The 23325-nt window shown below is 51.0% G+C and carries 24 protein-coding genes; 13 read left to right on the forward strand and 11 right to left on the reverse strand.

What is annotated here, in order from left to right:
* Nucleotides 1-15 precede the first annotated feature (15 nt).
* A complete protein-coding gene (locus D5398_RS02340; RefSeq protein ID WP_120506169.1) occupies nt 16-912 on the reverse strand; it encodes a LysR family transcriptional regulator in 897 nt (298 codons plus the stop codon).
* Nucleotides 913-1113: 201 nt separating this feature from the next.
* Between D5398_RS02340 and D5398_RS02345 the strand changes: the two genes are divergently transcribed.
* From D5398_RS02345 to abgT, 3 genes are all read left to right on the forward strand, one after another.
* Entirely contained in the window at nt 1114-2430 is a 1317-nt protein-coding gene (locus tag D5398_RS02345; protein ID WP_120506170.1) for a M20 family metallo-hydrolase, read from the forward strand.
* Complete coding sequence (locus D5398_RS02350) at nt 2430-3884, forward strand: M20 family metallopeptidase (protein ID WP_120506171.1); 1455 nt, start codon at nt 2430-2432, stop codon at nt 3882-3884. Before D5398_RS02345 ends, D5398_RS02350 begins: the two co-directional genes overlap by 1 nt.
* Before the next feature lie 104 nt (nt 3885-3988).
* Nucleotides 3989-5512, forward strand: coding sequence for a p-aminobenzoyl-glutamate transporter (gene abgT, locus D5398_RS02355; protein ID WP_120506172.1), 1524 nt, complete (start codon nt 3989-3991; stop codon nt 5510-5512).
* 3 nt (nt 5513-5515) lie between these two features.
* Here abgT and D5398_RS02360 read toward each other — a convergent pair whose 3' ends face one another.
* On the reverse strand, nt 5516-6382 hold the full coding sequence (locus D5398_RS02360) for an oxygenase MpaB family protein (RefSeq protein WP_120506173.1): 867 nt from the start codon (nt 6380-6382) through the stop codon (nt 5516-5518).
* Between the two features lie 18 nt (nt 6383-6400).
* Nucleotides 6401-7060: a TetR/AcrR family transcriptional regulator gene (locus D5398_RS02365; RefSeq protein ID WP_120506174.1), complete on the reverse strand. Its 660-nt coding sequence runs from the start codon at nt 7058-7060 to the stop codon at nt 6401-6403.
* A gap of 200 nt (nt 7061-7260) precedes the next feature.
* Here D5398_RS02365 and D5398_RS02370 point away from each other — a divergent pair, with 200 nt between their 5' ends.
* The 7 genes from D5398_RS02370 (at nt 7261) to D5398_RS02400 (ending at nt 11356) form a co-directional block, all read left to right on the forward strand.
* Nucleotides 7261-7518: a hypothetical protein gene (locus tag D5398_RS02370; RefSeq protein ID WP_120506175.1), complete on the forward strand. Its 258-nt coding sequence runs from the start codon at nt 7261-7263 to the stop codon at nt 7516-7518.
* 409 nt (nt 7519-7927) lie between these two features.
* The gene (bhsA, locus tag D5398_RS02375) at nt 7928-8185 is read left to right on the forward strand and encodes a multiple stress resistance protein BhsA (RefSeq protein WP_120506176.1); all 258 of its coding nucleotides are present in this window, start codon (nt 7928-7930) and stop codon (nt 8183-8185) included.
* A gap of 167 nt (nt 8186-8352) precedes the next feature.
* The gene (bhsA, locus tag D5398_RS02380) at nt 8353-8610 is read left to right on the forward strand and encodes a multiple stress resistance protein BhsA (RefSeq protein ID WP_120133658.1); all 258 of its coding nucleotides are present in this window, start codon (nt 8353-8355) and stop codon (nt 8608-8610) included.
* A gap of 160 nt (nt 8611-8770) precedes the next feature.
* Nucleotides 8771-9028: a multiple stress resistance protein BhsA gene (gene bhsA / locus D5398_RS02385; protein WP_120506665.1), complete on the forward strand. Its 258-nt coding sequence runs from the start codon at nt 8771-8773 to the stop codon at nt 9026-9028.
* A 246-nt stretch (nt 9029-9274) separates the two neighbouring features.
* Nucleotides 9275-10489: an MFS transporter gene (locus D5398_RS02390; protein ID WP_120506177.1), complete on the forward strand. Its 1215-nt coding sequence runs from the start codon at nt 9275-9277 to the stop codon at nt 10487-10489.
* Between the two features lie 191 nt (nt 10490-10680).
* A complete protein-coding gene (locus D5398_RS02395; protein ID WP_120506178.1) occupies nt 10681-11034 on the forward strand; it encodes a type II toxin-antitoxin system RelE/ParE family toxin in 354 nt (117 codons plus the stop codon).
* Entirely contained in the window at nt 11018-11356 is a 339-nt protein-coding gene (locus D5398_RS02400) for a helix-turn-helix domain-containing protein (protein ID WP_120506179.1), read from the forward strand. Before D5398_RS02395 ends, D5398_RS02400 begins: the two co-directional genes overlap by 17 nt.
* Nucleotides 11357-11425: 69 nt before the next feature.
* Here D5398_RS02400 and ddlA read toward each other — a convergent pair whose 3' ends face one another.
* A complete protein-coding gene (gene ddlA, locus D5398_RS02405; protein ID WP_120506180.1) occupies nt 11426-12523 on the reverse strand; it encodes a D-alanine--D-alanine ligase in 1098 nt (365 codons plus the stop codon).
* A 60-nt stretch (nt 12524-12583) separates the two neighbouring features.
* Complete coding sequence (locus D5398_RS02410; protein WP_120160728.1) at nt 12584-12913, reverse strand: DHCW motif cupin fold protein; 330 nt, start codon at nt 12911-12913, stop codon at nt 12584-12586.
* Between the two features lie 338 nt (nt 12914-13251).
* Here D5398_RS02410 and D5398_RS02415 point away from each other — a divergent pair, with 338 nt between their 5' ends.
* Together D5398_RS02415 and D5398_RS02420 are read left to right on the forward strand one after the other, a co-directional pair.
* Nucleotides 13252-14631, forward strand: a complete 1380-nt coding sequence (locus D5398_RS02415; protein ID WP_120506181.1) for an NAD-dependent succinate-semialdehyde dehydrogenase — start codon at nt 13252-13254, stop codon at nt 14629-14631.
* Nucleotides 14632-14780: 149 nt separating this feature from the next.
* On the forward strand, nt 14781-15902 hold the full coding sequence (locus tag D5398_RS02420; RefSeq protein WP_120506182.1) for a ribosomal protein uL16 3-hydroxylase: 1122 nt from the start codon (nt 14781-14783) through the stop codon (nt 15900-15902).
* Nucleotides 15903-15966: 64 nt separating this feature from the next.
* Here D5398_RS02420 and phnE (D5398_RS02425) read toward each other — a convergent pair whose 3' ends face one another.
* The 4 genes from phnE (D5398_RS02425) to phnC all read right to left on the reverse strand — a co-directional run bounded on the left by phnE (D5398_RS02425) (nt 15967) and on the right by phnC (nt 19657).
* Complete coding sequence (gene phnE / locus D5398_RS02425) at nt 15967-16890, reverse strand: phosphonate ABC transporter, permease protein PhnE (RefSeq protein ID WP_120506183.1); 924 nt, start codon at nt 16888-16890, stop codon at nt 15967-15969.
* Nucleotides 16890-17753 (reverse strand): phosphonate ABC transporter, permease protein PhnE, encoded by an 864-nt coding sequence (gene phnE / locus D5398_RS02430; protein ID WP_113877879.1) that lies wholly within the window; start codon nt 17751-17753, stop codon nt 16890-16892. Before phnE (D5398_RS02430) ends, phnE (D5398_RS02425) begins: the two co-directional genes overlap by 1 nt.
* Before the next feature lie 66 nt (nt 17754-17819).
* Nucleotides 17820-18752 (reverse strand): phosphonate ABC transporter substrate-binding protein, encoded by a 933-nt coding sequence (gene phnD / locus D5398_RS02435; RefSeq protein WP_112291356.1) that lies wholly within the window; start codon nt 18750-18752, stop codon nt 17820-17822.
* 68 nt (nt 18753-18820) lie between these two features.
* Nucleotides 18821-19657, reverse strand: coding sequence for a phosphonate ABC transporter ATP-binding protein (gene phnC / locus D5398_RS02440; protein WP_120506184.1), 837 nt, complete (start codon nt 19655-19657; stop codon nt 18821-18823).
* Nucleotides 19658-19863: 206 nt separating this feature from the next.
* Between phnC and dld the strand changes: the two genes are divergently transcribed.
* On the forward strand, nt 19864-21555 hold the full coding sequence (gene dld, locus D5398_RS02445; RefSeq protein WP_120506185.1) for a D-lactate dehydrogenase: 1692 nt from the start codon (nt 19864-19866) through the stop codon (nt 21553-21555).
* A gap of 57 nt (nt 21556-21612) precedes the next feature.
* Here the strand turns inward: dld and D5398_RS02450 are convergent, their stop codons facing one another.
* Together D5398_RS02450 and D5398_RS02455 are read right to left on the reverse strand one after the other, a co-directional pair.
* A complete protein-coding gene (locus tag D5398_RS02450; RefSeq protein ID WP_120506186.1) occupies nt 21613-22203 on the reverse strand; it encodes a Yip1 family protein in 591 nt (196 codons plus the stop codon).
* A gap of 177 nt (nt 22204-22380) precedes the next feature.
* On the reverse strand, nt 22381-23040 hold the full coding sequence (locus D5398_RS02455) for a hypothetical protein (protein WP_120506187.1): 660 nt from the start codon (nt 23038-23040) through the stop codon (nt 22381-22383).
* Between the last annotated feature and the right edge of the window lie 285 nt (nt 23041-23325).

The following is a 23325-nucleotide window of genomic DNA, read 5'->3' on the forward strand; positions in this document are numbered from 1 at the left end:
ATCAAAATATCGACATCAGCGGCAGTACATGCGAAACAGTTGCGCCAGATACGCGGCCATTGGCGTCAGCGTGGTATCACGCCGCTGAATGAGATAGAACGTCGCTTTCGGCAGCGGCAGGTCGAGATCTAACGCCACCAGACTCTGGCCGATCACCGGATCGTTAATCACATCCACAGACAGCACACTGAGAAAATCGGTTTTCGCAATCAGGCTGGTGCATGACATAAATGTTTCGCAAATCACGCTGATATTCGGTTCCGCATCCATTTCACTGAACACTTCGCTGAGCAGTTTGTAATAGCTGCCGCGTGGCGTCGGCATGGTCCAGTCGCAGTGCCGCAACTCCTGCATCGAGCGGGCGTTTTGCATCGGATGACCCCTTCTTGCCACCACGCGATACTCTTTATCCATAAGCTTTTCATATAACAGTTCGTTATCAAAGGGGCCCTGATAATAGGTATTCACGGTGAAATCCAGCTCACCCTGACGCAGCTCAGGGATCATCGACACCAGCTGCCCTTCGGCGATCCGCACCTTCACATTGGGGAATTCGCGGTGAAACCTGTCGACCACTTCCGGCATAATGGTCCGCGCAATACTGGCACCCACACCGAGATTCACCCTGCCGCTGGTGCCACCCTGGCGCTGAGAAATATCTTCCTGTGCGACACGGAGCTCTTCCAGAATCAGGCTTGCGCGCTTAAAAAACGCTTCACCACAGTCAGTTAGCGTCACGCCCTGACGGCGGCGGACAAACAGCCGCGCCCCGAGGGTTTCCTCAAGTTCTTTAATCGATTTTGTCAGCGCAGGCTGCGACAAATTCAGCGTCCGGCTCGCAGCGCGGATACTGCCCTGACGTGCAACCGACACAAACGCCCGCAGTTGATGCATTTTTATTTGTGATGGCATGAAATTCTTTGATAACCCCTGATTATCACTAAGAAGATTTTGGCATCTTATATGCCCTGATTGCTTTATGTACATTGAAAATCATCTAAGGCCGCCTTTCGCCGCTTTCTGCGCCCGGGTCTGCACTTCTCAAAACGTTGATTTCCTCCTTTCTGCCGCTGCGCGGAAAGCCTGCATGTCTGTGTAAAAAGAGAGTCCGAGATGGTTAATGAGATTTCTGAACGTGTAGAAAAGCTGTTCCCTTCCCTGCAAACGCAACGTCGTGACCTGCATAAATACGCCGAATCCGGCTGGCTGGAATTCCGTACTTCCACGCTGGTGGCCGATCGTCTGGAAAAGCTCGGCTATTCGCTGCAACTGGGTAAAGAAGTCATCGATGCGGATTCCCGCATGGGTTTACCTTCTGCCACGGTGCTGGCTGAACAGGAACAACGTGCGCTGGAACAGGGGGCAATTGCCCGCTGGATGCCGCATTTTTCCGGCGGTTTCACCGGTATTGTCGCCACACTGGAAACCGGTCGCCCCGGTCCGGTGATGGGTTTTCGGGTCGACATGGACGCCCTGGATTTATGCGAACTGCTGGAAGATGAGCACCGTCCGTTCCGTGAAGGGTTTGCTTCCGCCAATCACGGCATGATGCACGCATGCGGTCACGACGGACACACCACCATTGGCCTCGGGCTGGCGGAAGTGCTGATGCAGGTACGTGACCAGTTGTGCGGCACCATCAAACTGATTTTCCAGCCCGCCGAAGAAGGCACTCGTGGCGCGAAATCGATGGTTGAAGCAGGCGTGGTGGACGATGTGGATTATTTTACCGCCGTGCATATCGGCACCGGCGTACCCGCGAATCACATCGTTTGCGGTAACGACACGTTTATGGCGACCACAAAACTCGACGTGAATTTCACCGGCGTGGCCTCACACGCGGGCGGCAAGCCGGAAGACGGACGCAATGCCCTGCTGGCCGCGGCGCAGGCAACGCTCGGTTTGCACGCGATCCCGCGTCACAGCGGCGGTGATTCACGCATCAACGTCGGCGTTTTACAGGCGGGCACCGGGCGTAACGTGGTGCCTTCCAGCGCCACGATGAAAGTGGAAACCCGCGGCACGACCAATGAAGTGAATGAATTTATTTACCAGCAGGCGCTGAAAGTGATTTCAGGCGCAGCCGAAATGCATCAGGTGAAATTCGATATCAAACTGATGGGCGCGGCGCAAAGCAGCACGCCGACCCCAGCCTGGGTGAATTACATCCACCGTCAGGCGGAAAAACTCGGCGAATTCGAGCACATCATTGACCGTCAGGAAGGCGCGGCCGGTTCTGAAGATGCCACGTACATGATGGAACGCGTGAAATCCCGCGGCGGCGAAGCCTCTTATGTCATTTTCGGCACCGATCTGAGCGCGGGTCATCACAATGAACTGTTCGATTTCGATGAAAAAGTGATGATGCAGGGCATCAAAACGCTGGCGGCATTGGCGCTGAATATTGCTGAATTCAAAGGAGTGAACTGATGGCTCATCAACAAAATATCGTCAATTTCATCAATGACTTTATTGATAACCAGCAACCCGCGCTGGCCGAAATCAGCGATGCCATCTGGGATCACCCTGAAACCCGCTTTGTGGAATCCTTCTCCTCAGCGTTACTGGCTGACAAACTCGAAGCCAGCGGATTTGCGGTTGAGCGTGGTGTCGGTGGCATGGAAACCGCGTTTATTGCCAGCTTCGGCAGCGGTAAACCGGTGATCGCCCTGCTCGGAGAATTCGATGCGCTGGCTGGTTTAAGCCAGAAAGCCGGTTGCGATGTAGCGCAACCGCTGGTGGAAAACGGCAATGGACACGGCTGCGGTCATAATCTGCTGGGCACAGCAGCGCTCGGTGGGGCATTGGCGGTAAAAGCCTGGATGGAGCGCGAAAATCTTGCTGGCACGGTGCGCTTTTACGGGTGTCCCGGTGAAGAAGGCGGTTCCGGCAAAACCTTTATGGCGCGCGAAGGGTTATTCGATGACGTGGATGCCGCGCTGACCTGGCATCCGGAAACTTACAGCGGCATATTCAGCAATCAGACGCTGGCCAATATTCAGGCCTCATTCAGCTTTAAAGGCGTGTCCTCACACGCCGCCGCTGCGCCGCATCTCGGTCGCAGCGCGCTGGATGCCCTGACGCTGATGAATACCGGCGCGAACTTCCTGCGCGAACACATCATTCAGGAAGCGCGCCTGCATTACGCAATCACCAATGCGGGCGGGATTTCGCCAAACGTGGTGCAGGCCGATGCCGAAGTGCTGTATCTGGTGCGCGCTCCGCAGATGGATCAGGCGCAGGCGATATTCGACCGCGTGGTGGATATTGCCAAAGGCGCGGCGCTGATGACCGGCACACAGATGTCGATGCGCTTTGATAAAGCCTGTTCCAATTATGTCCCTAATCGCACGCTGGAAAGCGCGATGTATCAGTTCGTGCAGGCTTACGGCACACCGCATTACACCGACGAAGAGCGGGCATTTGCGGCGTCGATTCACGCCACGCTGACCGAACAGGATATCGATAATAATCTGCTGAATATTTCCCGCACCAGCGGCGCAGAAGGCGTGGAATTCGCCGAAACCCTGCGCCATTCCCCGCTGACTGACCACGTTGCACCCTATGCCCCGAACGGCAATATCCTCTACGGTTCAACGGACGTCGGTGATGTCAGCTGGCTGGTGCCCACTGCACAGTGTTTCAGCCCGTGCTTTGCGGTCGGCTCGCCGCTGCATACCTGGCAGATTGTGTCGCAGGGACGCACTTCTGTCGCGCACAAAGGGATGTGTCTGGCGGCAAAAGTCATGTCATCGACCGCGATTGAACTGTTCACTCAGCCGGATTTACTGGCGGCCTGTCAGAAAGAGCGCGATGCACAACGCGCACGACGCCCGTATCAGTGTCCGATCCCGACCGGTGTGAAACCGTCACCACTGAAGTAAATCATTGATGTCCGTTAATGAAGTAAACCGCTCATCCGCGCCCCGTTCCGGCGCTGATGGGCGAAAAAATTATAAAAAAATCAAACACGACAGAGGGTTAACAGATGAGTATTCAGGCGCAGGACTCCGGCCAGAGCCCGGGAGGATTTCTCCAGTGGGTTGAACGCATTGGTAATAAAATTCCCAATCCGTTTTTATTATTTGTTTATCTGATTGCTTTGCTGATGGTCGCCAGTGCGGTGATTTCAGGGTTCAACATCACGGCAGTAAACCCGACCAACGGCGAGATTATCCGCGTTAAAAATTTGCTGAGTGTGGAAGGCATTCAGTGGATTTTGCCGAACGTCATCAAAAATTTCAGCGGATTTACCCCGCTGGGTTCGATTCTGGCGCTGGTGATTGGTGCCGGACTGGCGGAGCGTGTCGGGCTGCTGCAAAGCCTGATGTATAAAATGGCGTCCAAAGTGAATGCCCGTTACGCCAGTTATATGGTGATTTTTATCGCTTTTTTCAGCCATATTTCGTCGGATGCTGCGCTGGTGGTGATGCCGCCGCTGGGCGCGCTGATATTCCTCGCGGTCGGTCGCCATCCGGTAGCCGGTTTACTGGCAGCCATTGCCGGTGTGGGCTGCGGGTTTACCGCTAATCTGCTGATTGTGACGACCGATGTGTTGTTGTCCGGCCTGAGTACCGAAGCGGCGAAAGCCATCAATCCGGCGGTGCAGGTGAGCGTGATCGACAACTGGTACTTTATGGCTGCGTCGGTGATCCTGCTGACCATTGTCGGCGCTATCCTGACCGATAAATTCGTCGAACCGCGCCTGCCGGTGTACCAGGGCGAACGCAATGAAGAGATGAAAAAGCTGACGCCGGAGCAGAACCGCGGACTGATGGCCAGCGGAGTTGCGGCGCTGGTGTTCATTGGGCTGGTCGCGTTGCTGGTAGTGCCGGAAGCCGCGCCGCTGCGTAACCCGAAAACCGGCGGGATTATTCCTTCGCCATTTATTCAGGGCATTGTGCCGCTGATCATTTTGTTCTTCTTCGTGATTTCAGTGCCTTATGGCATGGTCACGAAACAAATCCGCAACGCCAGCGACGTGCCGGATTTACTGGTCGACCCGATGAAATCGATGGCTGGGTTTATTGTGATGGTGTTCCCGCTCTCCCAGTTTGTGGCATTTTTTAACTGGAGCAATATGGGGAAATTCATGGCGATCGGGCTGACGGATGTGCTGGAAAACTTAGGCATGACCGGTATTCCGGCATTTCTCGGTCTGATCTTCCTGTCGGCGTTGCTGTGTATGTTTATCGCCAGCGGCTCGGCAATCTGGTCGATTCTGGCACCGATTTTCGTGCCGATGTTTATGCTGCTCGGCTTCCATCCGGCTTTCGCACAAATCGTGTTCCGTGTGGCAGATTCCTCAGTGATCCCGCTCGCGCCCATGTCACCTTTCGTGCCGCTGTTCCTCGGCTTCCTTCAGCGGTACAACAAAGAGGCGAAACTCGGCACCTATTATTCGCTGGTGCTGCCATATCCGGTTGTGTTTTTCGTGGTGTGGCTGCTGATGCTGGTGGGCTGGTATCTGCTCGGTTTGCCGATCGGCCCCGGCGTTTATCCGCACCTTTAAGGGTCAGCTCAGACGTCCCATACGGCGCATGGCGCGATGCCATGAGCCGTTTCTCACCGCCCAGCGCAGTACGCCGGCGATGCGTCGGGTGGCAAAACGAATTCTGCAACGCTTGCGCGGGGAAAAGGAAATTCCCAGTTGGGCAGCCGCCCAGTCGGGTAAAAGCTCAATTCCGGCACTGATCATCAGGCTGCCGACCGGCTTCGCCAGACGGCTTGGCGCGGGGGCATTTTGCAATAATCTCACCACTTCCCGCGTGCGCTCATCGCAGCGTAACTGCGGGCGCATCGCCTGCAAATAATCCTCTACCGCCGCCACGCTGGCGGGCACATTTACCGCACCAAGGCTTTCTGCGACGCGGGAAAATTCCTGATAATAGCGGTTCTGATCGCTCAGACTGAGTGAAGGATTGCGATAACGCAGATGCGATTGCAGGAAACTGTACGCTTCGGCAACGTGAACCCAGACCAGTAAATCCGGATCACTGGCGGCATAAGGCGTGCCGTAAGCATCGGTTCCGGTGACGCGCAAATGGATAGATTTTACTTTTTCGATCAAGGTATTGGCATCATTGACCGGTGCAAAAGTCGTCGCTGAAATAAACTGACTGGTGCGACGAAGACGGCCAAGCATATCTTGACGAAATGAGGAATGATCCCAGACACCGGCGAGCGCCAGAGGATGGAGCATTTGCAGCAGTAAGGCACTGACACCACCGCAAAGCATTGAAGAGAAGTCTCCGTGAATTCGCCAGGTGATGCTGTCAGGGCCAAAAAGCCCCGGATCACCCGCCGGTTTCTCAAAGTCTATACCGCCTAACGCCAGGCCCGAAATACTCAGCACCTGGCGTTCTATTCTCTTTCTTAACAATTGTCTAAAACTCAGCGGTTAATGTGCGGCTTTACTGACAACTGTCGCTTTAGTCAGCTCCGGCCACAGTTTCATGACTACGTCGATCAGCCGGTTTAGCTCATCGGAACTTGCGCCGTCACGCGCCTGAACGGAAAAACCCTGAATGGTACAGGCGAGGTATTTCGCCAGCAGGGCGCTGTCCGTTACCGTTTTCAGATCGCCGCTCTCTTTTTTCTTCTCGAAATATTCAAACAAAGTGCGTTCCTGCGAGAGGTGGCGGGCGCGCAGCATTTCGGCAATATCCGCAGAAGATGAAGACATCCCGGATGATGCGCTGATCATGAAACAGCCACTTGGCGTGTCGCAGTCGGTAAACAGCTCAACGATGGCACGCAGGTAGCGCCCGACCGTATCTTCGACGGACAAATCTGTTCTGCTCAGTAAACATGAGCTCTTTTCGTAAAAGTTTTTCAGATAGTGCTCAACGGCTGCACGAAAAAGCCCTTCTTTATTACCGAATTCGGCATACAAAGTAGGTGCCTTTGCACCGGTTGCTTCGACCAAATCGGCTAATGAAGTGGCCTCGTAACCATGGCGCCAGAATAAATTCAGGGCCTTGCTCAGAGCAGTTCCACGGTCGAACTGTTTTGGGCGACCGCGACTTTTCCGGACCAAAGCCGTCTGTTCAGTGCTCATACACCCTCCTTCCATCACCATTGTGATTATGGTTATTAAAATAGTTATAGAAATAACTTAACGATCATTATTAAAAATAGTTGCGCACAAGTCCAGCGGAGTTTATTATTTAATTATCGAGCGATAAGAAAATCACTCAAACCCGCAAAGCAGCACAGCTATAAACGCTTTTATAAGCAACAAACCCAGGACGTAACATCATGAGTAACTTTAAAATCCTTCTTGCAGTTCTGGCATTAACCGCTGTACCGGTTGCCAATGTTGCCGCACAGCAGGTTATCATGATGCCTTTACTGAGTCAGGAAGTGAGAATGGTCAATGTGACCGGTGACAGTAACTTCTGTAACCCGGCTACCTGCGCGAACAAAAAAGTTACGCAGGGCCGTATTTCCACTTCTCCGACTCAGCCACCTGCACCTTCGACCTCTGGTCATCAGCCCGCTTCTATCTATTACTAAGCGTGGCGCCTGACGAACGTTAGTCAGGGCAGGAATAACGATAAGGCGGCTCTGGTCGCCTTATCTTTTTCAGCCGACCTTTGTTTTATCATCCTCTCCGGTCAGAACCAACCATTAACTTAGCGATCATTAAAGATTCATTTAGCGAAATTATGGATATGTCTGTTCCATTCCATTTGGATGAACCATTTTAAAAACATAAATTTAACAAAACAAAAACAACCACCTTCCTGAACGTGACCTGAGTCACAGCACAATTAGTTAATGCTCATTAAAAAAACATCTTGCACAAACTCGCAACACCCCTTACCATTTACTTATCGAACGTTAACTAATAAATAACGTTGAACCGAAACTGAGGCGCCTTCATCAGGCCCCCCAAACAAATTAACGGACAGGAAAAGACATCATGAAAACTATCGCAATGACCATCGCCGCTCTGACACTGGCTACCGCTTCTTTCTCTACCCTTGCTGCCACTGAAGTTCAGTCTGCTCCGGCAGGTGAACAAACTATCGGTACCATCAGCGCTTCTTCAAATGGTGATCTGGGTACCCTTCAGTCAAAACTGAATGCGAAAGCCACTGAAGCGGGTGCAAGCTCTTACCGCATCATCGGTGCTTCCGGTGAAAACCACATGTACGGCACTGCTGAGCTGTACAAATAAGAGATGAAGATTGCGTTAGCAGATTGTGCCGCACAATTAGTTAACGATTAATAAATAAATAAGTTGCACAGAATGTGATCCAGGTCTAAGATTTAATTATCGAACGTTAATTAAAAACGTCTGACCGAATCATCACCTGCTGATAAAGAGATAAAAAGGAATACATCATGAAAAACATCACAATGACATTAGCTGCAATTGCCCTTGCTACCGCTTCTTTCTCCACCCTGGCAGCGACTGAAGTTCAGTCTGCCCCAACGGGACAACAATCAATCGGTGTAGTAAGCGCTTCTTCAAGCAACGATTTATCCAGCCTGCAGAACAAACTGAATGCAAAAGCTAACGAAGCTGGCGCAAGTTCATACCGCATCATCGGTGCTTCTGGTGACAACCATCTGCACGGTACTGCTGAGCTGTATAAATAAGTAAGAAATTTTGCATCATGGGTAACCTACATTTAGTTAACGATTAATAAGCTAGATGTTAGATCGGACAGAAGACAGCTTTGCACATTAAATGAACGTTGATGACAACGCCTGGCAAAGCTTAATAAACGAATTGAGGATATGTATTATGAAAAACAATATGAAAAATATTACGATGACTCTCGCCGCTATCGCTCTGGCAACCGCTTCATTCTCTACCCTGGCAGCGACTGAAGTTCAGTCCGCTCCGTCAGGTCAGCAGGCGATGGGTGTCGTCAGCGCAACTTCAGGTAACAGCCTGAGCAGCCTGCAGGACAAACTGAATGCTAAAGCCAGTGAAGCCGGTGCAAGTTCTTACCGTATCATCGGTGCTTCCGGTGACAACCACCTGTACGGTACAGCTGAACTGTATAAATAAACCAGCGGCATACGTTAAAGTAGTAAGCAGAAGAGGCGGCATTTGCCGCCTTTTTCGTGTCTGCGGTTTAGTCAATTTCTTATTACTCTCTTGCCGCCCTGCCATCCTGTGCTACATTTTTCTCTTCTGTTTCCGTTCAGGTACTTCATCCCGATGTAACGAATTCTCATCACTGACAGTTTTAAATATCCCTGATGCATAAACGCATTACGGGGGTTTCTGTTATTTCAGATGAGAATCTCATTCATGAACTCGTTATTGCATGCGCTGATACGCGCATTACGCAGCCACCGCTGGCTGCGTCTGCTGGGCTGTGCTTTTATTTTATCCTCACTCGGAAATGGTCTGACACAGGTGGTGGTTTTTGGGCAACTGCTGCGCTGGCAGGCTTCGCCCACGACATTAACGCTGGCGTATATGCTTGCGACACTGCCCGGATTTCTCGGCAGTATCTGGGGCGAAAGGCTTTGCCGGAAAATGTCGCCACTGCGCATTCTGATCTTGTGCGAAATACTCGGTATGCTGGCGCTGATGATGCCGCTGTATGGCGTGCTGGCTCATAACATTCCGGCGCTGCTGGCCGTTCAGTCTGCGGAGGCGTTATTCAGCGGGATGAGTTATCCGGCGCTGACATTGTTGTTCAAACGCGGTCTTAGCGCCGAAGAGTTACCGGCGGCAACGGCGCTGGAAACCCTGATATTCGCCGCACAGGTATTACTCGGCACCGGATTGGGCGTTTTACTGTTTGATGTGCTTTCACCGCTCAGCCTGCTGGCACTGGATGCTCTGAGTTTCGCGACATCCGCGGCTCTGCTGGCAGGATCATTAGCCCTCTTTAAAGTCTGTACCCCGCACAACTCCCCTTCAAAAAATGATGCCGAACCGCCACTTCACTGGAAAACGTTTACGCCTTTGCAAAAACGAAGCGTCTTGCTGCTACCGGCACTCGCGGCGGTAGGTTCGCCGGCAATGGCATTGTTACCGGCACTGGCGCAGCAAATGCACCCGCAGGATACGGCCAGTCTGGCGCTGCCGCTTCTTTTTGCGCGCAGTCTCGGGCAACTTTGCGGGCCGCTGTTGCTTAATGCGGAGAAACTCCGGCATTACAGCGCCAGCAACCTGCGACTTTTAGTATGTCTAATGCTGTTTCTGGCCGGATATTTCCTGTTACCGCACTTCGCCTTATGGCCGCTCGCCGCGCTGACACTCATTTTCGGTGCACATCTGGCTTCGAATGTGGTGTTTGCATTGGGGACTTTCGGGGTTCTGAGCCATTTCCAGGGCGCGGATGTTGCGCGTGCCAGCGCTCTCGCCTGGCGCGGACAGGTGTTCATCGCCGCCATTGCCACCGCCATTGCCGGTTATCTGGCAGAAAATGCCGGTGCAGTGGTCGCGCTCCACAGTGTTTCTCTCACCAGCCTGGCCGGTGTCGCAATTCTGCTCTGGCGTTACCGGGCTTAATCCCCATCACAAAACACAGAAGGCAGAGATTTTTCCTGCCTTTTTCCTTTCCTGCGTTGGCGAAACCCCATTTATTACGGCGTATTGCGCAAAATTATATCCGCTTTCTCCCTCACCGGCTCTGCCGTCATATAAAGGTGTTGGCGTGAGGTATATTTAGGTATAAAATTTTATACACAAGGAAAGTGACGGTGACTAAAAATATCGACTGGCGGGGAAGCTCACTCAAAGATTTGCGCAATTTTCCTGCCGATGTCAAAAAACGGGCAGGCTATGAACTCGAGCAGATCCAGCACGGACTCCCCCCGACACAATGGAAATCCGTCAATGACTGGGGATCCGGCGTGGTTGAAATCAAGCTTGATGCCTTTGCCGGCACATTCCGGGTCGTCTATATCGCAAAATTTGAAGATGCTATTTACATCCTTCATTGCTTTGCGAAAAAGACTCAGCAAACCTCTCTGGCGGATATCGCCATTATAAAAACAAGGTACGCTGAGATCGTCAGAGAACGCCAAAGGAGAGAAAATGAAAGAAGAAATTGATGTTGCTTCACGCCATATCACACCGGCAGGCGGAAATGTCTTTGCGGATTTAGGGTTTAGCGAAAATGAAGCGCAATCTTTACATGCAGACTCGCAGGCTAAAATCGCTCAGACCATTGCCCTGAAAGAACAACTCATGACTGAGATCGGCAGATGGATAGTACTGCAAAATCTACGTCAGAGTGATGCAGCCAAAGTGCTCCAGGTTTCACGCCCGAGGGTTTCGGACGTAGTGAACAAAAAAACGGATAAATTTACTCTGGATGCCCTGATTCTGATGCTGTGTCTGGCTGGAAAACAGGTGAAACTGGTGGTGGAATAATCGCTATCACAAAACACAAAAGGCAGAGATCTCTCCCCGCCTTTGGCGCATTCCCCTGAAACCAGCCCGTCAGTTGGCTGAGCTTTTTAGCTGGTTGTCCTGGTGATGTTGCTCCACCGCAAGTTCAATCAGGCGGGTGATCAAATCGCTGTAACCTAAGCCGCTGGCAGCCCAGAGTTTTGGATACATACTGATATTTGTGAACCCTGGCAGCGTATTGATTTCATTAATGATGACCTCGCCCTGCCCGGTCAGGAACACATCCACACGCGCCATACCTCGGCACTCGAGCACCTGAAATGCCTGTAAAGCAATGGCACGAATGCGGTCATTCGTTTCCTGCGGTAAATCTGCCGGAACGGCAACAGAAGCGCCGGATTCATTGATGTACTTGGTATCGTAAGAATAAAATTCGTCGTGCAGGATAACTTCGCCGCACACGCTGGCCTGGGGATAATCATTACCCAGCACTGCGCATTCGATTTCTCGGCCTTTTATGGCGGACTCGACCAGCACTTTATGGTCGAAGCTGAACGCTTCATCGAGCGCCCGTACAAAGCCTGCTTCATCACTGACCTTGCTGACACCTACTGATGATCCCTGATTCGCAGGCTTGATAAACAGCGGCAGGCCGAGCTGCTGAGAGACTCCGGCAAAGGTATGTTTCTGGCGGTTAGCGCGGGTCAGGCAGACAAACGGGGCGACGGATAAACCGGCATCTCGCAACAAGCGCTTGGTGACATCTTTATCCATGCTGACTGCTGAACCCAGCACGCCGGAGCCCACGAAGGGGATGTTGGCCATGCGCAGCAATCCCTGCAACGAACCATCTTCGCCCAGAGTGCCGTGGACAATCGGGAAAATCACATCCACTTGCGATAACGCGCTGGCACTATGGGTTTCGATTAACTGATTTTCCGTTTGCCCAGGGATCAGCGCAACCTGATTATTCGAGCGGTTCAGGGCAATCAGCGAAGGGTTCTCTGCATTGATCAGATAATTGCTGGCATCATTGATATGCCATTCTCCTTTCTTATCGATGCCGAGTAATGTCACATCAAAATGTTGCTTATCAATCGCATCAACAATGTTTTTTGCTGATTGCAGTGACACTTCGTGCTCTGCCGATTTACCGCCAAAAATGATACCAACCCGTAATTTACTCACCTGCTGCTCCTTGTCGCCAGCACAAGGCTGGCGGCGAATTTTCTTATAAACAACAAACCGCTAGTCGACTACAAACAGCTTTGCGCCCACCGGAGTGGAAGAACGATGTGCTTCGGCATTATCCGCCACCTGATAACTCATGCCCGGCGACAGCGTAAATTTGCGACCATCTTCCAGACGGGTATGAAGCTCACCTTCCAGACAGAACAACACGTGGCCTTTACTGCACCAGTGATCTGCTTCATAACCTGCTGAATATTCAACAATACGCACCCGGATATCGCCAAATTTTTGCGTACGCCACAGCGCCATGCCGGTATCGCCCGGATGTTGTGTTGGCGTTACGTCACTCCAGTCAGTCGTACAAAACGGAATCGCATCAAGCTTCATGAGTTTCTCAATGTCGGAAATTTGAAGGAAAGCCAGCATAAAAGTGAGCGGTAAATTTATCAATCGCTTGCTGAAAACAATTCATTAACAGTGCGCCGCAAAGTTACGTAAAGCCGATTGTTCTTAGAGACAGGCCACAGCCCGCGTATGGCAGGGCCGGCAGGAATGCCCAATAATCAGACATTCCTGTTGTGTTGCATGAGGTGTCTGTGAGACTGAGGTCACGTTTTTTCGACTATGCTTAATGTTCTGTTGAGAAAGAACGCAGTAAGGCGAACGCACCTCAATTCCAACGTGCCGTTGTTGTCGACGACACGCCACAAAACAAGGAGCAACACATGCCATATCAAACGATAAACCCGTTCAATAACAAACTCATCAAAGAATATCAGACCCATAACGACAAACAGGTAGAGGAAGCGCTGTCCACGGCACATGCCCTGTATAAATCTGACTGGGCGCAAGGCGACATTAAGCAACGCGTTAAAGTGCTGCATAAACTTTCAGAACTGATGGCTTCCCGTGTCGATGAACTGGCAGAAGTGGTCAGTGTGGAGATGGGGAAACTCATCGGTCAGAGCCGTGGTGAGGTACAAATTTGCGCCGATATTGCGAAATTCTATGCTGAAAACGCCGAGGAATTTCTCAAACCTGTGCCATATAAATCCGATCTCGGCGAAGCCTGGGTTGAGCATCATCCGATTGGTGTAATCATGGCCGTCGAGCCGTGGAACTTCCCGTTCTATCAGCTGATGCGTGTGCTTGCACCAAACCTGGTATCCGGTAACAGCGTTATCGTGAAACACGCCAGTATCGTTCCTCATTGTGCAGAAACTTTTGAGAAACTGATTGCCGAAGCAGGCGCGCCAAAAGGGGCTTATACCAATCTGTTTATTTCGCAGGATCAGGTGGCCGCAATCATCGATGACGACCGTGTTCAGGGTGTCGCGCTGACGGGCTCGGAAAAAGCCGGGGCCATTGTGGCTGCACGCGCCGCAGGTAAGCTCAAGAAAGCGACCCTTGAACTGGGCGGGAATGACGTGTTTGCCGTGCTCGATGATGCCGATATTGATAAAGCTGCCAAAGCCGGTGCTCAGGCGCGCGTGTCAAATGCCGGTCAGGTTTGTACGGCCGCCAAACGCTTCATCATTCATGAGAAAGTCGCCGATGAGTTCCTGAAAAAATTCACCGAGCACTTTAAGGCGCTGAAAATGGGCGACCCGCTGGATAAATCAACCACGCTGGGACCGTTGTCTTCCGCCGATGCGGTGAAAACGCTGAGCAAACAGGTTGATGACGCCGTGAAGCACGGTGCAAAACTGCACTTTGGCGGCAAGAAAGTGAGCGATAATCCGGGGAATTTCTTTGAGCCGACCATTCTGACGCACATTACCCGCGATAATCCGGCGTACTTCGAAGAGTTCTTCGGCCCGGTTGCGCAGGTGTATGTGGTGAAAAATGATGAGGAACTGGTGAAACTTGCCAATGACTCCCATTACGGCCTGGGCGGCTCGTTATTCACCCGCGATTTAACCCGCGCACGTAAGCTGGCGAGCCAGATTGAAACCGGGATGGTATACGTTAATTCACCGACGGATACCGCAGCCGAACTGCCTTTCGGTGGTGTGAAACGCTCCGGTTTTGGCCGCGAACTGTCTGATTTAGGTATCAAAGAGTTTGTGAACCAGAAACTGGTGGTACTGGCCGCTAAGTCCTGATGCTTTCTCCCTCCCCTTCTCAGGGGAGGGAGTTTTTATCCTCCTTCTGCTATTCCCTCCTCAATTACCAAGCTTTGACCCACAACAAAGCACGATAACTTGCACTCTCTCTATAATCAGGCCCGTTTGTCTTCCCACTGGAAAATCATATGGCTTATGAACTCAATCTGGACTGGCCGGAATTTTTAGAGAAATACTGGCAAAAAAAACCTGTTGTCATTAAAAAAGCGTTCTCAAATTTTGTCGATCCCATCTCTGCGGACGAACTGGCTGGTCTGGCGATGGAACCGGAAGTGGACAGCCGTCTGGTGAGCCATAAAAATGGGGAATGGCAGGCAAGCAACGGGCCGTTTGAAGATTTTGATGGACTGGGCGAAACCGGCTGGTCATTACTGGCGCAGGCCGTTAACCACTGGCATCTGCCCGCCGCCGAACTGGTGAAGCCTTTCCGTGTATTACCGGACTGGCGTTTAGATGACCTGATGATTTCCTATTCCGTACCCGGCGGCGGTGTCGGCCCGCACATCGACCAGTACGACGTGTTTATCATTCAGGGAATGGGCAGCCGCCGCTGGCGCGTGGGCGATGCCTTGCCGATGCGTCAGTTTTGCCCGCATCCGGCATTACTGCATGTCGATCCTTTCACACCCATCATTGATGAAGACCTCGAACCGGGCGACATTTTGTATATTCCGCCAGGCTTCCCGCATGACGGTTTCACCCATGAAACTGCCCTCAACTATTCTGTCGGTTTCCGTGGCCCTAACTCGCGCGATTTCATCAGCAGCTTTGCTGACTATGCGCTGGAAAACGATCTGGGTGGCAATCACTACAGCGATCCGGATTTGACGCTGCGTGATCATGTCGGAAAAGTGGAAGAGTATGAGCTGGACCGAGTGCGCCAGATGATGGTTGAAATGCTCAGCCAGCCGGAAGATTTCAAACAGTGGTTTGGCCGTTTTGCTACCACTCCGCGCCATGAACTGGATATCGCACCGGCACAGCCACCTTATGAAGCGCAGGAAATCGTGGATGCGCTGGTGCAGGGCGATAGCCTGATCCGACTGAGCGGGTTGCGAGTGCTGAATGTCGGTGAACGTTTCTTTGTGAACAGCGAACCGCTGGAAACTGCTCAGCATGATGCCGCCGACGCGCTGTGCCGTTACACGCTGATCAGTCAGAAAGAACTGGGTGCCGCGTTACAGGATCCTGAATTCGTCACCCTACTGACCGACCTGGTGAATCAGGGTTACTGGTATTTCGACGAGTAATCTGTCATCAGTAAAATAACAAAAGGCGGCGTCCCTGCGGATGCCGCCTTTTAAATGCGCTTTGTTACGGACGGTAAAGCTCGACCGGTGGCTTCATTTTTCGCTCTTCCGGCTCAAACAAATCAATCTCTTCGCCATGAATGTATTTGGCGCGCAATATCGATGAAATCTTATCCATCGTCATCACAATGGCAACCAGGATAAGCGTGATAAACATCACCACATCCCAGTTCCATAAACGCATATTTTCCGCATACACCAGTCCTATCCCGCCCGCGCCAACAAAACCGAGAACAGCAGCAGACCGCGTATTGGATTCAATCTGATACAGCGACAGCGCGAGGAATGTCGGGAAAGACTGCGTGAAAATCCCGAAGCGATGAGTCTGTAACGGAGAAGCCCCCAGAGCCCGCAAACCGCGGCTCGGCGAGCGTTCTACCGCTTCGTGCCCTTCCGCGTACAGTTTGCCGAGCAGGCCCAAATCCTGCATCACAATTGCCAGCACACCGGCCAGCGGTCCCATGCCGACGGCGCGGACAAAAATCAGCCCCCAGATGGCCATATCCAGGCCGCGCAGCACGTCCAGAATACGCCGGATAATCATGGAAACAGGTCTGAGAACCGGCGTTGACATCACGTTGCGCGCTGCCAGAAAGGAAAGTGGCAGAGCCAGGAAAGACGCCGTAATTGTGCCCGCAAACACAATCGCCAGCGTGATAGCAATCTGCGTGAAGTAATACTTAAACGGCCATTCAGAGACGTTATGCCAGACGAACATGCGCAGGAAATAACGCCCGACTTCGCGGGTGCCGCGCACCACTTCGCTCCACGGAATACCGAAATAGCTGAAGAAATAGACGTAATACAGCGCGATGGCGACTGCCAGTATCGCGAGATAACGCAGATAGCGGCGCTGGGCGGCGAACAAATGTCCGTGCTGCTGTTTCAGGCTGCTGACAACATGAGGTTCAAGTGCATCAGTTAACATCAGAAAGTGCCCTCCACGACGCGTTTGCGCAATTTACCGGAAAGGAAATCCATCGCCGACACCACCAGAATGATCAGCAGCAAGGTCATGCTGACCTGATCATAACGGTCCAGTTTAATCGACGTCATCAGCTCCTGCCCTATCCCTCCAGCTCCGACTAAGCCGAGGATCGTGGACTGGCGGAAGTTGATTTCAAGGCGCATAAAGCTGTAGGACAGAAAAATCGGTTTGACCTGCGGCCACATAGCGAAACGCATACGCTGCAAACGCCCTGCTCCGCAGGCTCTCAGGCCGCGCACCGGCTTGTCCGATGCAGTTTCAATGGATTCGTAGAAGAGTTTGGTCAGGCTACCGACCGTATGTAACGTCAGCGCGATAAAGCCCGGAATAGCGCCGACGCCAAAGGCCATAACGCACATCACCGCCCACGCCAGCTCAGGCATGGTGCGCAGAAAAGCGACAAAAGTACGGATGCTGAATTTCACCCATTTAGGGGAATCCGTATTACCCGCGGCGAGAAATGCCAAAATAACCGCCAGCGCGGTTGATAATATCGTCGAGGATAACGCCAGCTGAATAGTTTCCCAAATTAGCGGCAACTGAATATTAAGACGATATCCCCAATATGCCAGTGAGCCTTCTGTATGACCGTCAGCAAATAAAAGTGACCAGTGTAATACCGGCACCGTCTGACCAATATAATCAAAGAAGCTAGGCGCGGAGACAATAATCGTTTTTAAATTAAGTTCGGAAACATTGCCTGACCACAAATATAACAACAGCATCAGCCCTGACCAGATCAGCGCCTCACGTTTTTGTTTTCCGCGGATCTGCTGGTAATAACGATTGAAGTCTTTATTCAAAATAATATTTCCGGTTTGCAGATGATAATCATTATTCCTCCCCTTCGCAGGGGAGGAAGCAAAGGGTTAGCGACCGCCTTTAGTCAGCTCACGCTTCATATCAATAATCTGCTGATATTCAGCCAGGGACGTTTCGCCGATATGCTGTTTACCGCCAACTGCTTTCACGAAGCAGGCGTGATCTTCTTTGTCCAGTTTCTTGATAGCAGAAACCAGTTTGGCTTTGAAGGCCGGTGGCAGATCACTGCGCACTAAAATCGGGCCGTTAGGGATCAGCGGAGATTCCCAGATGATACGGATTTTCTTCATCAGGTCCGGATGGTCCATGCGGATCATGCGGTTGAATGCACCGGATGTATAACCGGTTTCGCGGTCGCCGATCATCGATGCCCAGGTGACTGCGCCTTCAAACTGACCGTTCAGCACGCCAAGAATATCCTGCTCATGGCCGCCGGAGAAGGTGACGCTGGAGAAGAAGTTGTTGTATTTGTTATCGGTGGTACCGCCAAATTCTTTCTTGAAAGTCTGGTTCGGGATCAGGTAACCAGAAGTTGAATCCGGGTCAGCGAAACCGAAAGATTTACCTTTCAGGTCAGATAATTTCTGATACGGGCTGTCGGCTTTAACGACCACAACAGAATGATAACCACGTGATTTGTCAGTATCGTCGATAACAATACCCACAAGGTCTACGGCTTTCGGGTTATTAATATAGACAGAGGCAAAAGACGAAGGTGACATGCTTAATACCATATCTACTTTCTTGCCTAATAACCCCTGAATAACACCTGAGTAATCGGATGAATTACGCAGTTTGGTATCCACGTTTAATTCTTTATCGAAAAAATCTTTCACACACTGATTATCGCCGATTTGTTGAGTCGCATTCTGGCCACCCAGAATACCTAAATTCAATTCTTTAGGAGCATCTTCTGCCATACTGTGCATCGCGGTAAAAGAACCTGCTACGAAGACTGCCAGACGTAATAACTTCTTCATGTAATGATGACCTTGTGTAGATTGAGAGAAAGTAGAAATAAGCACTGCAAAATAAATAACGTTATTGTTTAACTGTTTATTGCTTCGTGTTCTTCACCGTATAACTGATGCAAAATACCGTCAGTTAACTGATCCGGATGACCGTCGAAAATAATTTGCCCTTTAGCTATGCCGATAACACGGGTGCAATAATCCTTCACCAGTTCAACCGAGTGCAGATTGACCATGACGGCGATATTTTCTTCACTGACTTTTTTCAGCGCATTCATAATGCGCAGCGTATTTTTCGGATCCAGCGACGCAACAGGCTCATCAGCCAGTAAGATTTTCGGGTTCTGCATCAGGGCACGACAAATCGCCACGCGTTGCATCTGACCACCAGAGAGGTTTTCAGCACGCTGCAACGCATGAGGCAACATATGCAACCACTCAAGCAGTGAAATCGCACGGGCACGGTCTTCGTCGTCAAACTGATTGAAAAAAGATTTGAACGTTGAGGTATGGCTCAGGCGGCCCAGCAATACGTTGGTCAGCACATCAAGACGCGGAACCAGACAAAAATCCTGAAAAATCATTCCGCAGCCGGAGCGCCAGCGCCGCAGAGATTTACCGGTTAAACCCGCCAACTGCTGCTGTTCACCGTTTTCGTAATGACACACTACACTACCTTCAGTGAGCGGAATGGTACCGTTCAGGACGTGCAACAGAGTCGATTTCCCTGCGCCAGACCGCCCGATCACCGCCACAAACTCGCCCGCGTGTAGATCAAAATTGATGTCATTCAGAACGCGCTGACCTGATTTGTAGGATTTCACCAAGCCTTTCACGTCCAGAACTTTGTTCAAATGCTGTGGCCCGGTCTGAGGATATTCAGCCTGTGCCAGCTTGAGTTGAGCTTGCGCCATGATGCTGTCTCTCGGTTGCTTTCATAATCTGGCGTTCATTAAGCGCGAGTTTTATGACACATCAATGACGATTTAATGGACAGCGCATGACAAAAATGCAACAGACTAAGTGAAATTACCTAACGAATATCCCGAATGGAGTTTAACTTAACAAGTATCATTTAAGTCCATGATTAGATGGCATCTCATTTACAAAGGAAGATGAAATGGATAATCAGTCACTTATCGCCACGCTCAAAGAGATTGCTGGCACCCGTCATGTACTGACCGGAGACAGCAATACTGAGCGCTACCGCAAAGGATTTCGTTCGGGCGGCGGCAAAGCGCTGGCCGTGGTCTTCCCGCAAACGCTGCTGCAACAATGGCAGTTGCTCAAAGCCTGTATCGCCGCCGATAAAATCGTCATCATGCAGGCTGCCAATACCGGCCTGACCGAAGGCTCAACGCCAAGCGGCGATGATTATGACCGCGATATTGTCATTTTCAGCACCCTCAAACTTGATCAAATCCAGTTGCTCGACGGCGGTCATCAGGTGATCGGCTTTCCCGGAAGCACCCTCTATAAGCTGGAAAAAATTCTCAAACCTTACAACCGTGAACCGCATTCGGTGATTGGCTCATCGTGTATCGGTGCCTCAGTGGTCGGAGGAATTTGCAATAATTCAGGCGGGTCTCTGGTCAAACGCGGCCCCGCGTATACCGAAATGGCGCTTTATGCACAGATCGACGCGCAAGGTGAATTACGCCTGATTAATCATCTGGGGATTAATCTTGGCGAAACGCCGGAAGAAATCCTGACCCGTCTGGAAAAAGCCGATTATCTGGAAAGTGATATTCTGCAAGATCAAGGTATTGCGTCTGATCATGATTATGCTGCACGGGTACGCGAAGTAGACGCTGATACGCCATCACGTTTTAATGCCGATGAGCGACGTTTGTTTGAAGCCTCAGGTTGTGCGGGTAAGCTGGCGGTATTTGCCGTACGACTGGATACTTTCCCGGCTGAAACTCAGCAGCAGGTATTTTATATCGGCACCAATGACACGGCAGTGCTGACTGAATTACGCCGTCAGATCCTGCGTGATTTTGCCAATCTTCCGGTGGCAGGTGAATACATGCACCGGGATATTTTCGATATCACTGAAATCTACGGCAAAGACACTTTCATGATGATCGATAAACTTGGCACCGACAAAATGCCGGACATGTTTACTGCCAAAGGGAAGTTTGATGCACGCATCAGTAAGGTGCCTTTCCTGCCGAAAAACTTCAGCGACCGCGTGATGCAGTGCCTGAGCAAAGCCCTGCCAAATCACCTTCCACCACGCATGAAGCAGTACCGGGACCGTTTCGAGCATCACTTGCTGCTGAAAATGTCCGGCCCTGGGATAGACGAAGCCAGAACTTTCCTGACGCGATTCTTCAGTGATGGCCAGGGTGATTTCTTTATCTGCTCGGCTGACGAAGGTAAGAAAGCTTTCCTGCACCGCTTTGCCGCTGCGGGTGCTGCCGTGCGTTATCACGCAGTACATGAAAAAGAAGTGGAAGATATTCTGGCGCTGGATATCGCCTTACGTCGTAATGACCGCGACTGGTTCGAAACACTGCCGGAAGATATCGACAATCAGCTGGTGGCAAAACTGTATTACGGCCATTTCATGTGCCACGTTTTCCATCAGGATTATATTGTCAAAAAAGGCGCGAACAGTAAGGCCCTGAAGCACCGGATGCTTGAACTTCTGGATGCCAAAGGCGCGGAATATCCGGCCGAACACAACGTTGGCCATTTATATCTGGCGAAGCCGCATCTCAAAGAATTCTACCGGCAGGCCGACCCGACTAACAGCTTCAATCCGGGGATTGGAAAAACCAGCAAGTTGAAAAACTGGCAGGATTAACGCATCAAACTCCCTCCCCTTCGCTGGGGAGGGAGCAAAACCTCATCTCACAAGTCATTAAAATAACTGTGTTCCGTAACCCCACATAATCACCGTCAGAGCCAGAAGTAGCTCTAATACCAGAACCCCCATTGCCAGCGTTGAACTCGAGAACAGGAACCCTTCGCGACGGTCGATATTGAGGAAATTAGGAATGCCGAGATACAACAGATATCCACTGTAACACAGCCCGATAATACCGACGAACAGGCATAACCAGACCATTGGATAAAGCGCAACAAGCCCGCTGAGGAACATCGGCGTAGCAACGTAACCGGCAAACACAATGCAGCTGTTGAGTGACGGGCGGCTGTCATAACGTCGTGCCATCCAGTAGATTATGCGCCCCATCAGTGCGACAGCGGCGAGCATCAGAACATAGAATATAACGGCGATATATGATGCGGTGATCATGGAAACCATCAGCTTCTGACCGTCACCGAAGTTCCAGCCCAACTGTGTTGTACCGATAAACGAACAGACGACCGGGATCAACGCCATTAAAAGAACATGGTGGGAATACACATGTGAAACGGTTTCCCGCTCACGCTGGATTTGCTGCAGTTCGGGACCAGGATGGGACATCAGTCCCCAGACATGATTTGCCATGAAACACCCCCTTGTACGCCGAAAGCCGCCAGCGACGTGCAGTGATAGACCTTCGGGAATGCCCGTCATACAAAGGCACAAAGAAGGTGGCGACCTGTCTATATTATAGTCGTTAATGTCAGCTTTGCTGCTGCGCCCAACGCATCGAAATCAGCAATTGACCGCAGCATGCCGCCTTTAATGCATAAAGCGGGCGGCTGTAAATGTCACACCTACCAATACCAGCATCATGCTGATAATCCAGCGAGTCTGTTTGATCATAAGCCCGTAAAACATTGTCTGCATCGAAGTCATTGAAGTTTCGATCTTCTCAAAGCGCTCATCCATACGCTCAAACTGCTTATCAACCCTTTCAAACTGTTTATCGACCCGCTCAAACTGCTTATCGACTCGTTCAAACTGCTTATCTATCTTTTCAAATTGCTTATCCACCTGGTCAAACTGTTTGTCGATATGTACAAAATGATCGTCAATTCTCAGCAGATGCCCGTCGATGCGGGAAATGCTCTGTTCCGTTTTTCCTACTCGCACACTGATATCTGTCACCGCGTCAGTGAGCGTGACCATTTGATATTCCAGTTTGCCGACCCGGAGATTAGTATCGATGACGACTTCAGTCAGATGACTGACCTGCTGCTCCACTTTCTCTACACGCAGATTCAGTCCGGCAATTTCCTCACCGTTTTTGATTCCTTGTTTTTCAATGTTGTTGATCTGATTTTGCATGAGCTTTTCCATGAGCAATTTTCCTTTGTGTTCTTCCGGCCATGCGTGGGCGCCGGGAAAATAGAGCATCGGATTGACGGGCGAGATATCCATTGTGCTGAGCTGATACATGGCTGTTGTCCCTCACATAAGCTTTCCCTGTTTAGAAATTCTTAATCTGAGGCGGAGTTTGCGCTGTATGAATAACCATATCAAATCAATTTCCTTCTCGATTAACCTACTACTGCTTATGTATCTATGCTTCGAAAACTTACATTTGGATGATGAATAAAACCAACAAAAATAGCCTCTTACGAGGCCCTTTAAATTTAAATGCTTACGTTATTCTTCGTTTACTGCTGTGTGGGATTATGCAACGCCGATGCGCCCTGCTGAGATTTACGGGCTTTGGCCACA

This window comes from Rahnella bruchi, from assembly GCF_003614975.1.
Taxonomy (GTDB): domain Bacteria; phylum Pseudomonadota; class Gammaproteobacteria; order Enterobacterales; family Enterobacteriaceae; genus Rahnella; species Rahnella bruchi.

Coding starts and splice junctions, on each gene's coding strand:
- D5398_RS02340 (WP_120506169.1), bottom strand. CDS start 912: ATGCCATCACAAATAAAAATGCATCAACTGCGGGCGTTTGTGTCGGTT.
- D5398_RS02345 (WP_120506170.1), top strand. CDS start 1,114: ATGGTTAATGAGATTTCTGAACGTGTAGAAAAGCTGTTCCCTTCCCTG.
- D5398_RS02350 (WP_120506171.1), top strand. CDS start 2,430: ATGGCTCATCAACAAAATATCGTCAATTTCATCAATGACTTTATTGAT.
- abgT (WP_120506172.1), top strand. CDS start 3,989: ATGAGTATTCAGGCGCAGGACTCCGGCCAGAGCCCGGGAGGATTTCTC.
- D5398_RS02365 (WP_120506174.1), bottom strand. CDS start 7,060: ATGAGCACTGAACAGACGGCTTTGGTCCGGAAAAGTCGCGGTCGCCCA.
- D5398_RS02370 (WP_120506175.1), top strand. CDS start 7,261: ATGAGTAACTTTAAAATCCTTCTTGCAGTTCTGGCATTAACCGCTGTA.
- bhsA (WP_120506176.1), top strand. CDS start 7,928: ATGAAAACTATCGCAATGACCATCGCCGCTCTGACACTGGCTACCGCT.
- bhsA (WP_120133658.1), top strand. CDS start 8,353: ATGAAAAACATCACAATGACATTAGCTGCAATTGCCCTTGCTACCGCT.
- bhsA (WP_120506665.1), top strand. CDS start 8,771: ATGAAAAATATTACGATGACTCTCGCCGCTATCGCTCTGGCAACCGCT.
- D5398_RS02390 (WP_120506177.1), top strand. CDS start 9,275: ATGAACTCGTTATTGCATGCGCTGATACGCGCATTACGCAGCCACCGC.
- D5398_RS02400 (WP_120506179.1), top strand. CDS start 11,018: ATGAAAGAAGAAATTGATGTTGCTTCACGCCATATCACACCGGCAGGC.
- D5398_RS02410 (WP_120160728.1), bottom strand. CDS start 12,913: ATGAAGCTTGATGCGATTCCGTTTTGTACGACTGACTGGAGTGACGTA.
- D5398_RS02415 (WP_120506181.1), top strand. CDS start 13,252: ATGCCATATCAAACGATAAACCCGTTCAATAACAAACTCATCAAAGAA.
- D5398_RS02420 (WP_120506182.1), top strand. CDS start 14,781: ATGGCTTATGAACTCAATCTGGACTGGCCGGAATTTTTAGAGAAATAC.
- phnE (WP_120506183.1), bottom strand. CDS start 16,890: ATGTTAACTGATGCACTTGAACCTCATGTTGTCAGCAGCCTGAAACAG.
- phnD (WP_112291356.1), bottom strand. CDS start 18,752: ATGAAGAAGTTATTACGTCTGGCAGTCTTCGTAGCAGGTTCTTTTACC.
- phnC (WP_120506184.1), bottom strand. CDS start 19,657: ATGGCGCAAGCTCAACTCAAGCTGGCACAGGCTGAATATCCTCAGACC.
- dld (WP_120506185.1), top strand. CDS start 19,864: ATGGATAATCAGTCACTTATCGCCACGCTCAAAGAGATTGCTGGCACC.
- D5398_RS02450 (WP_120506186.1), bottom strand. CDS start 22,203: ATGGCAAATCATGTCTGGGGACTGATGTCCCATCCTGGTCCCGAACTG.
- D5398_RS02455 (WP_120506187.1), bottom strand. CDS start 23,040: ATGTATCAGCTCAGCACAATGGATATCTCGCCCGTCAATCCGATGCTC.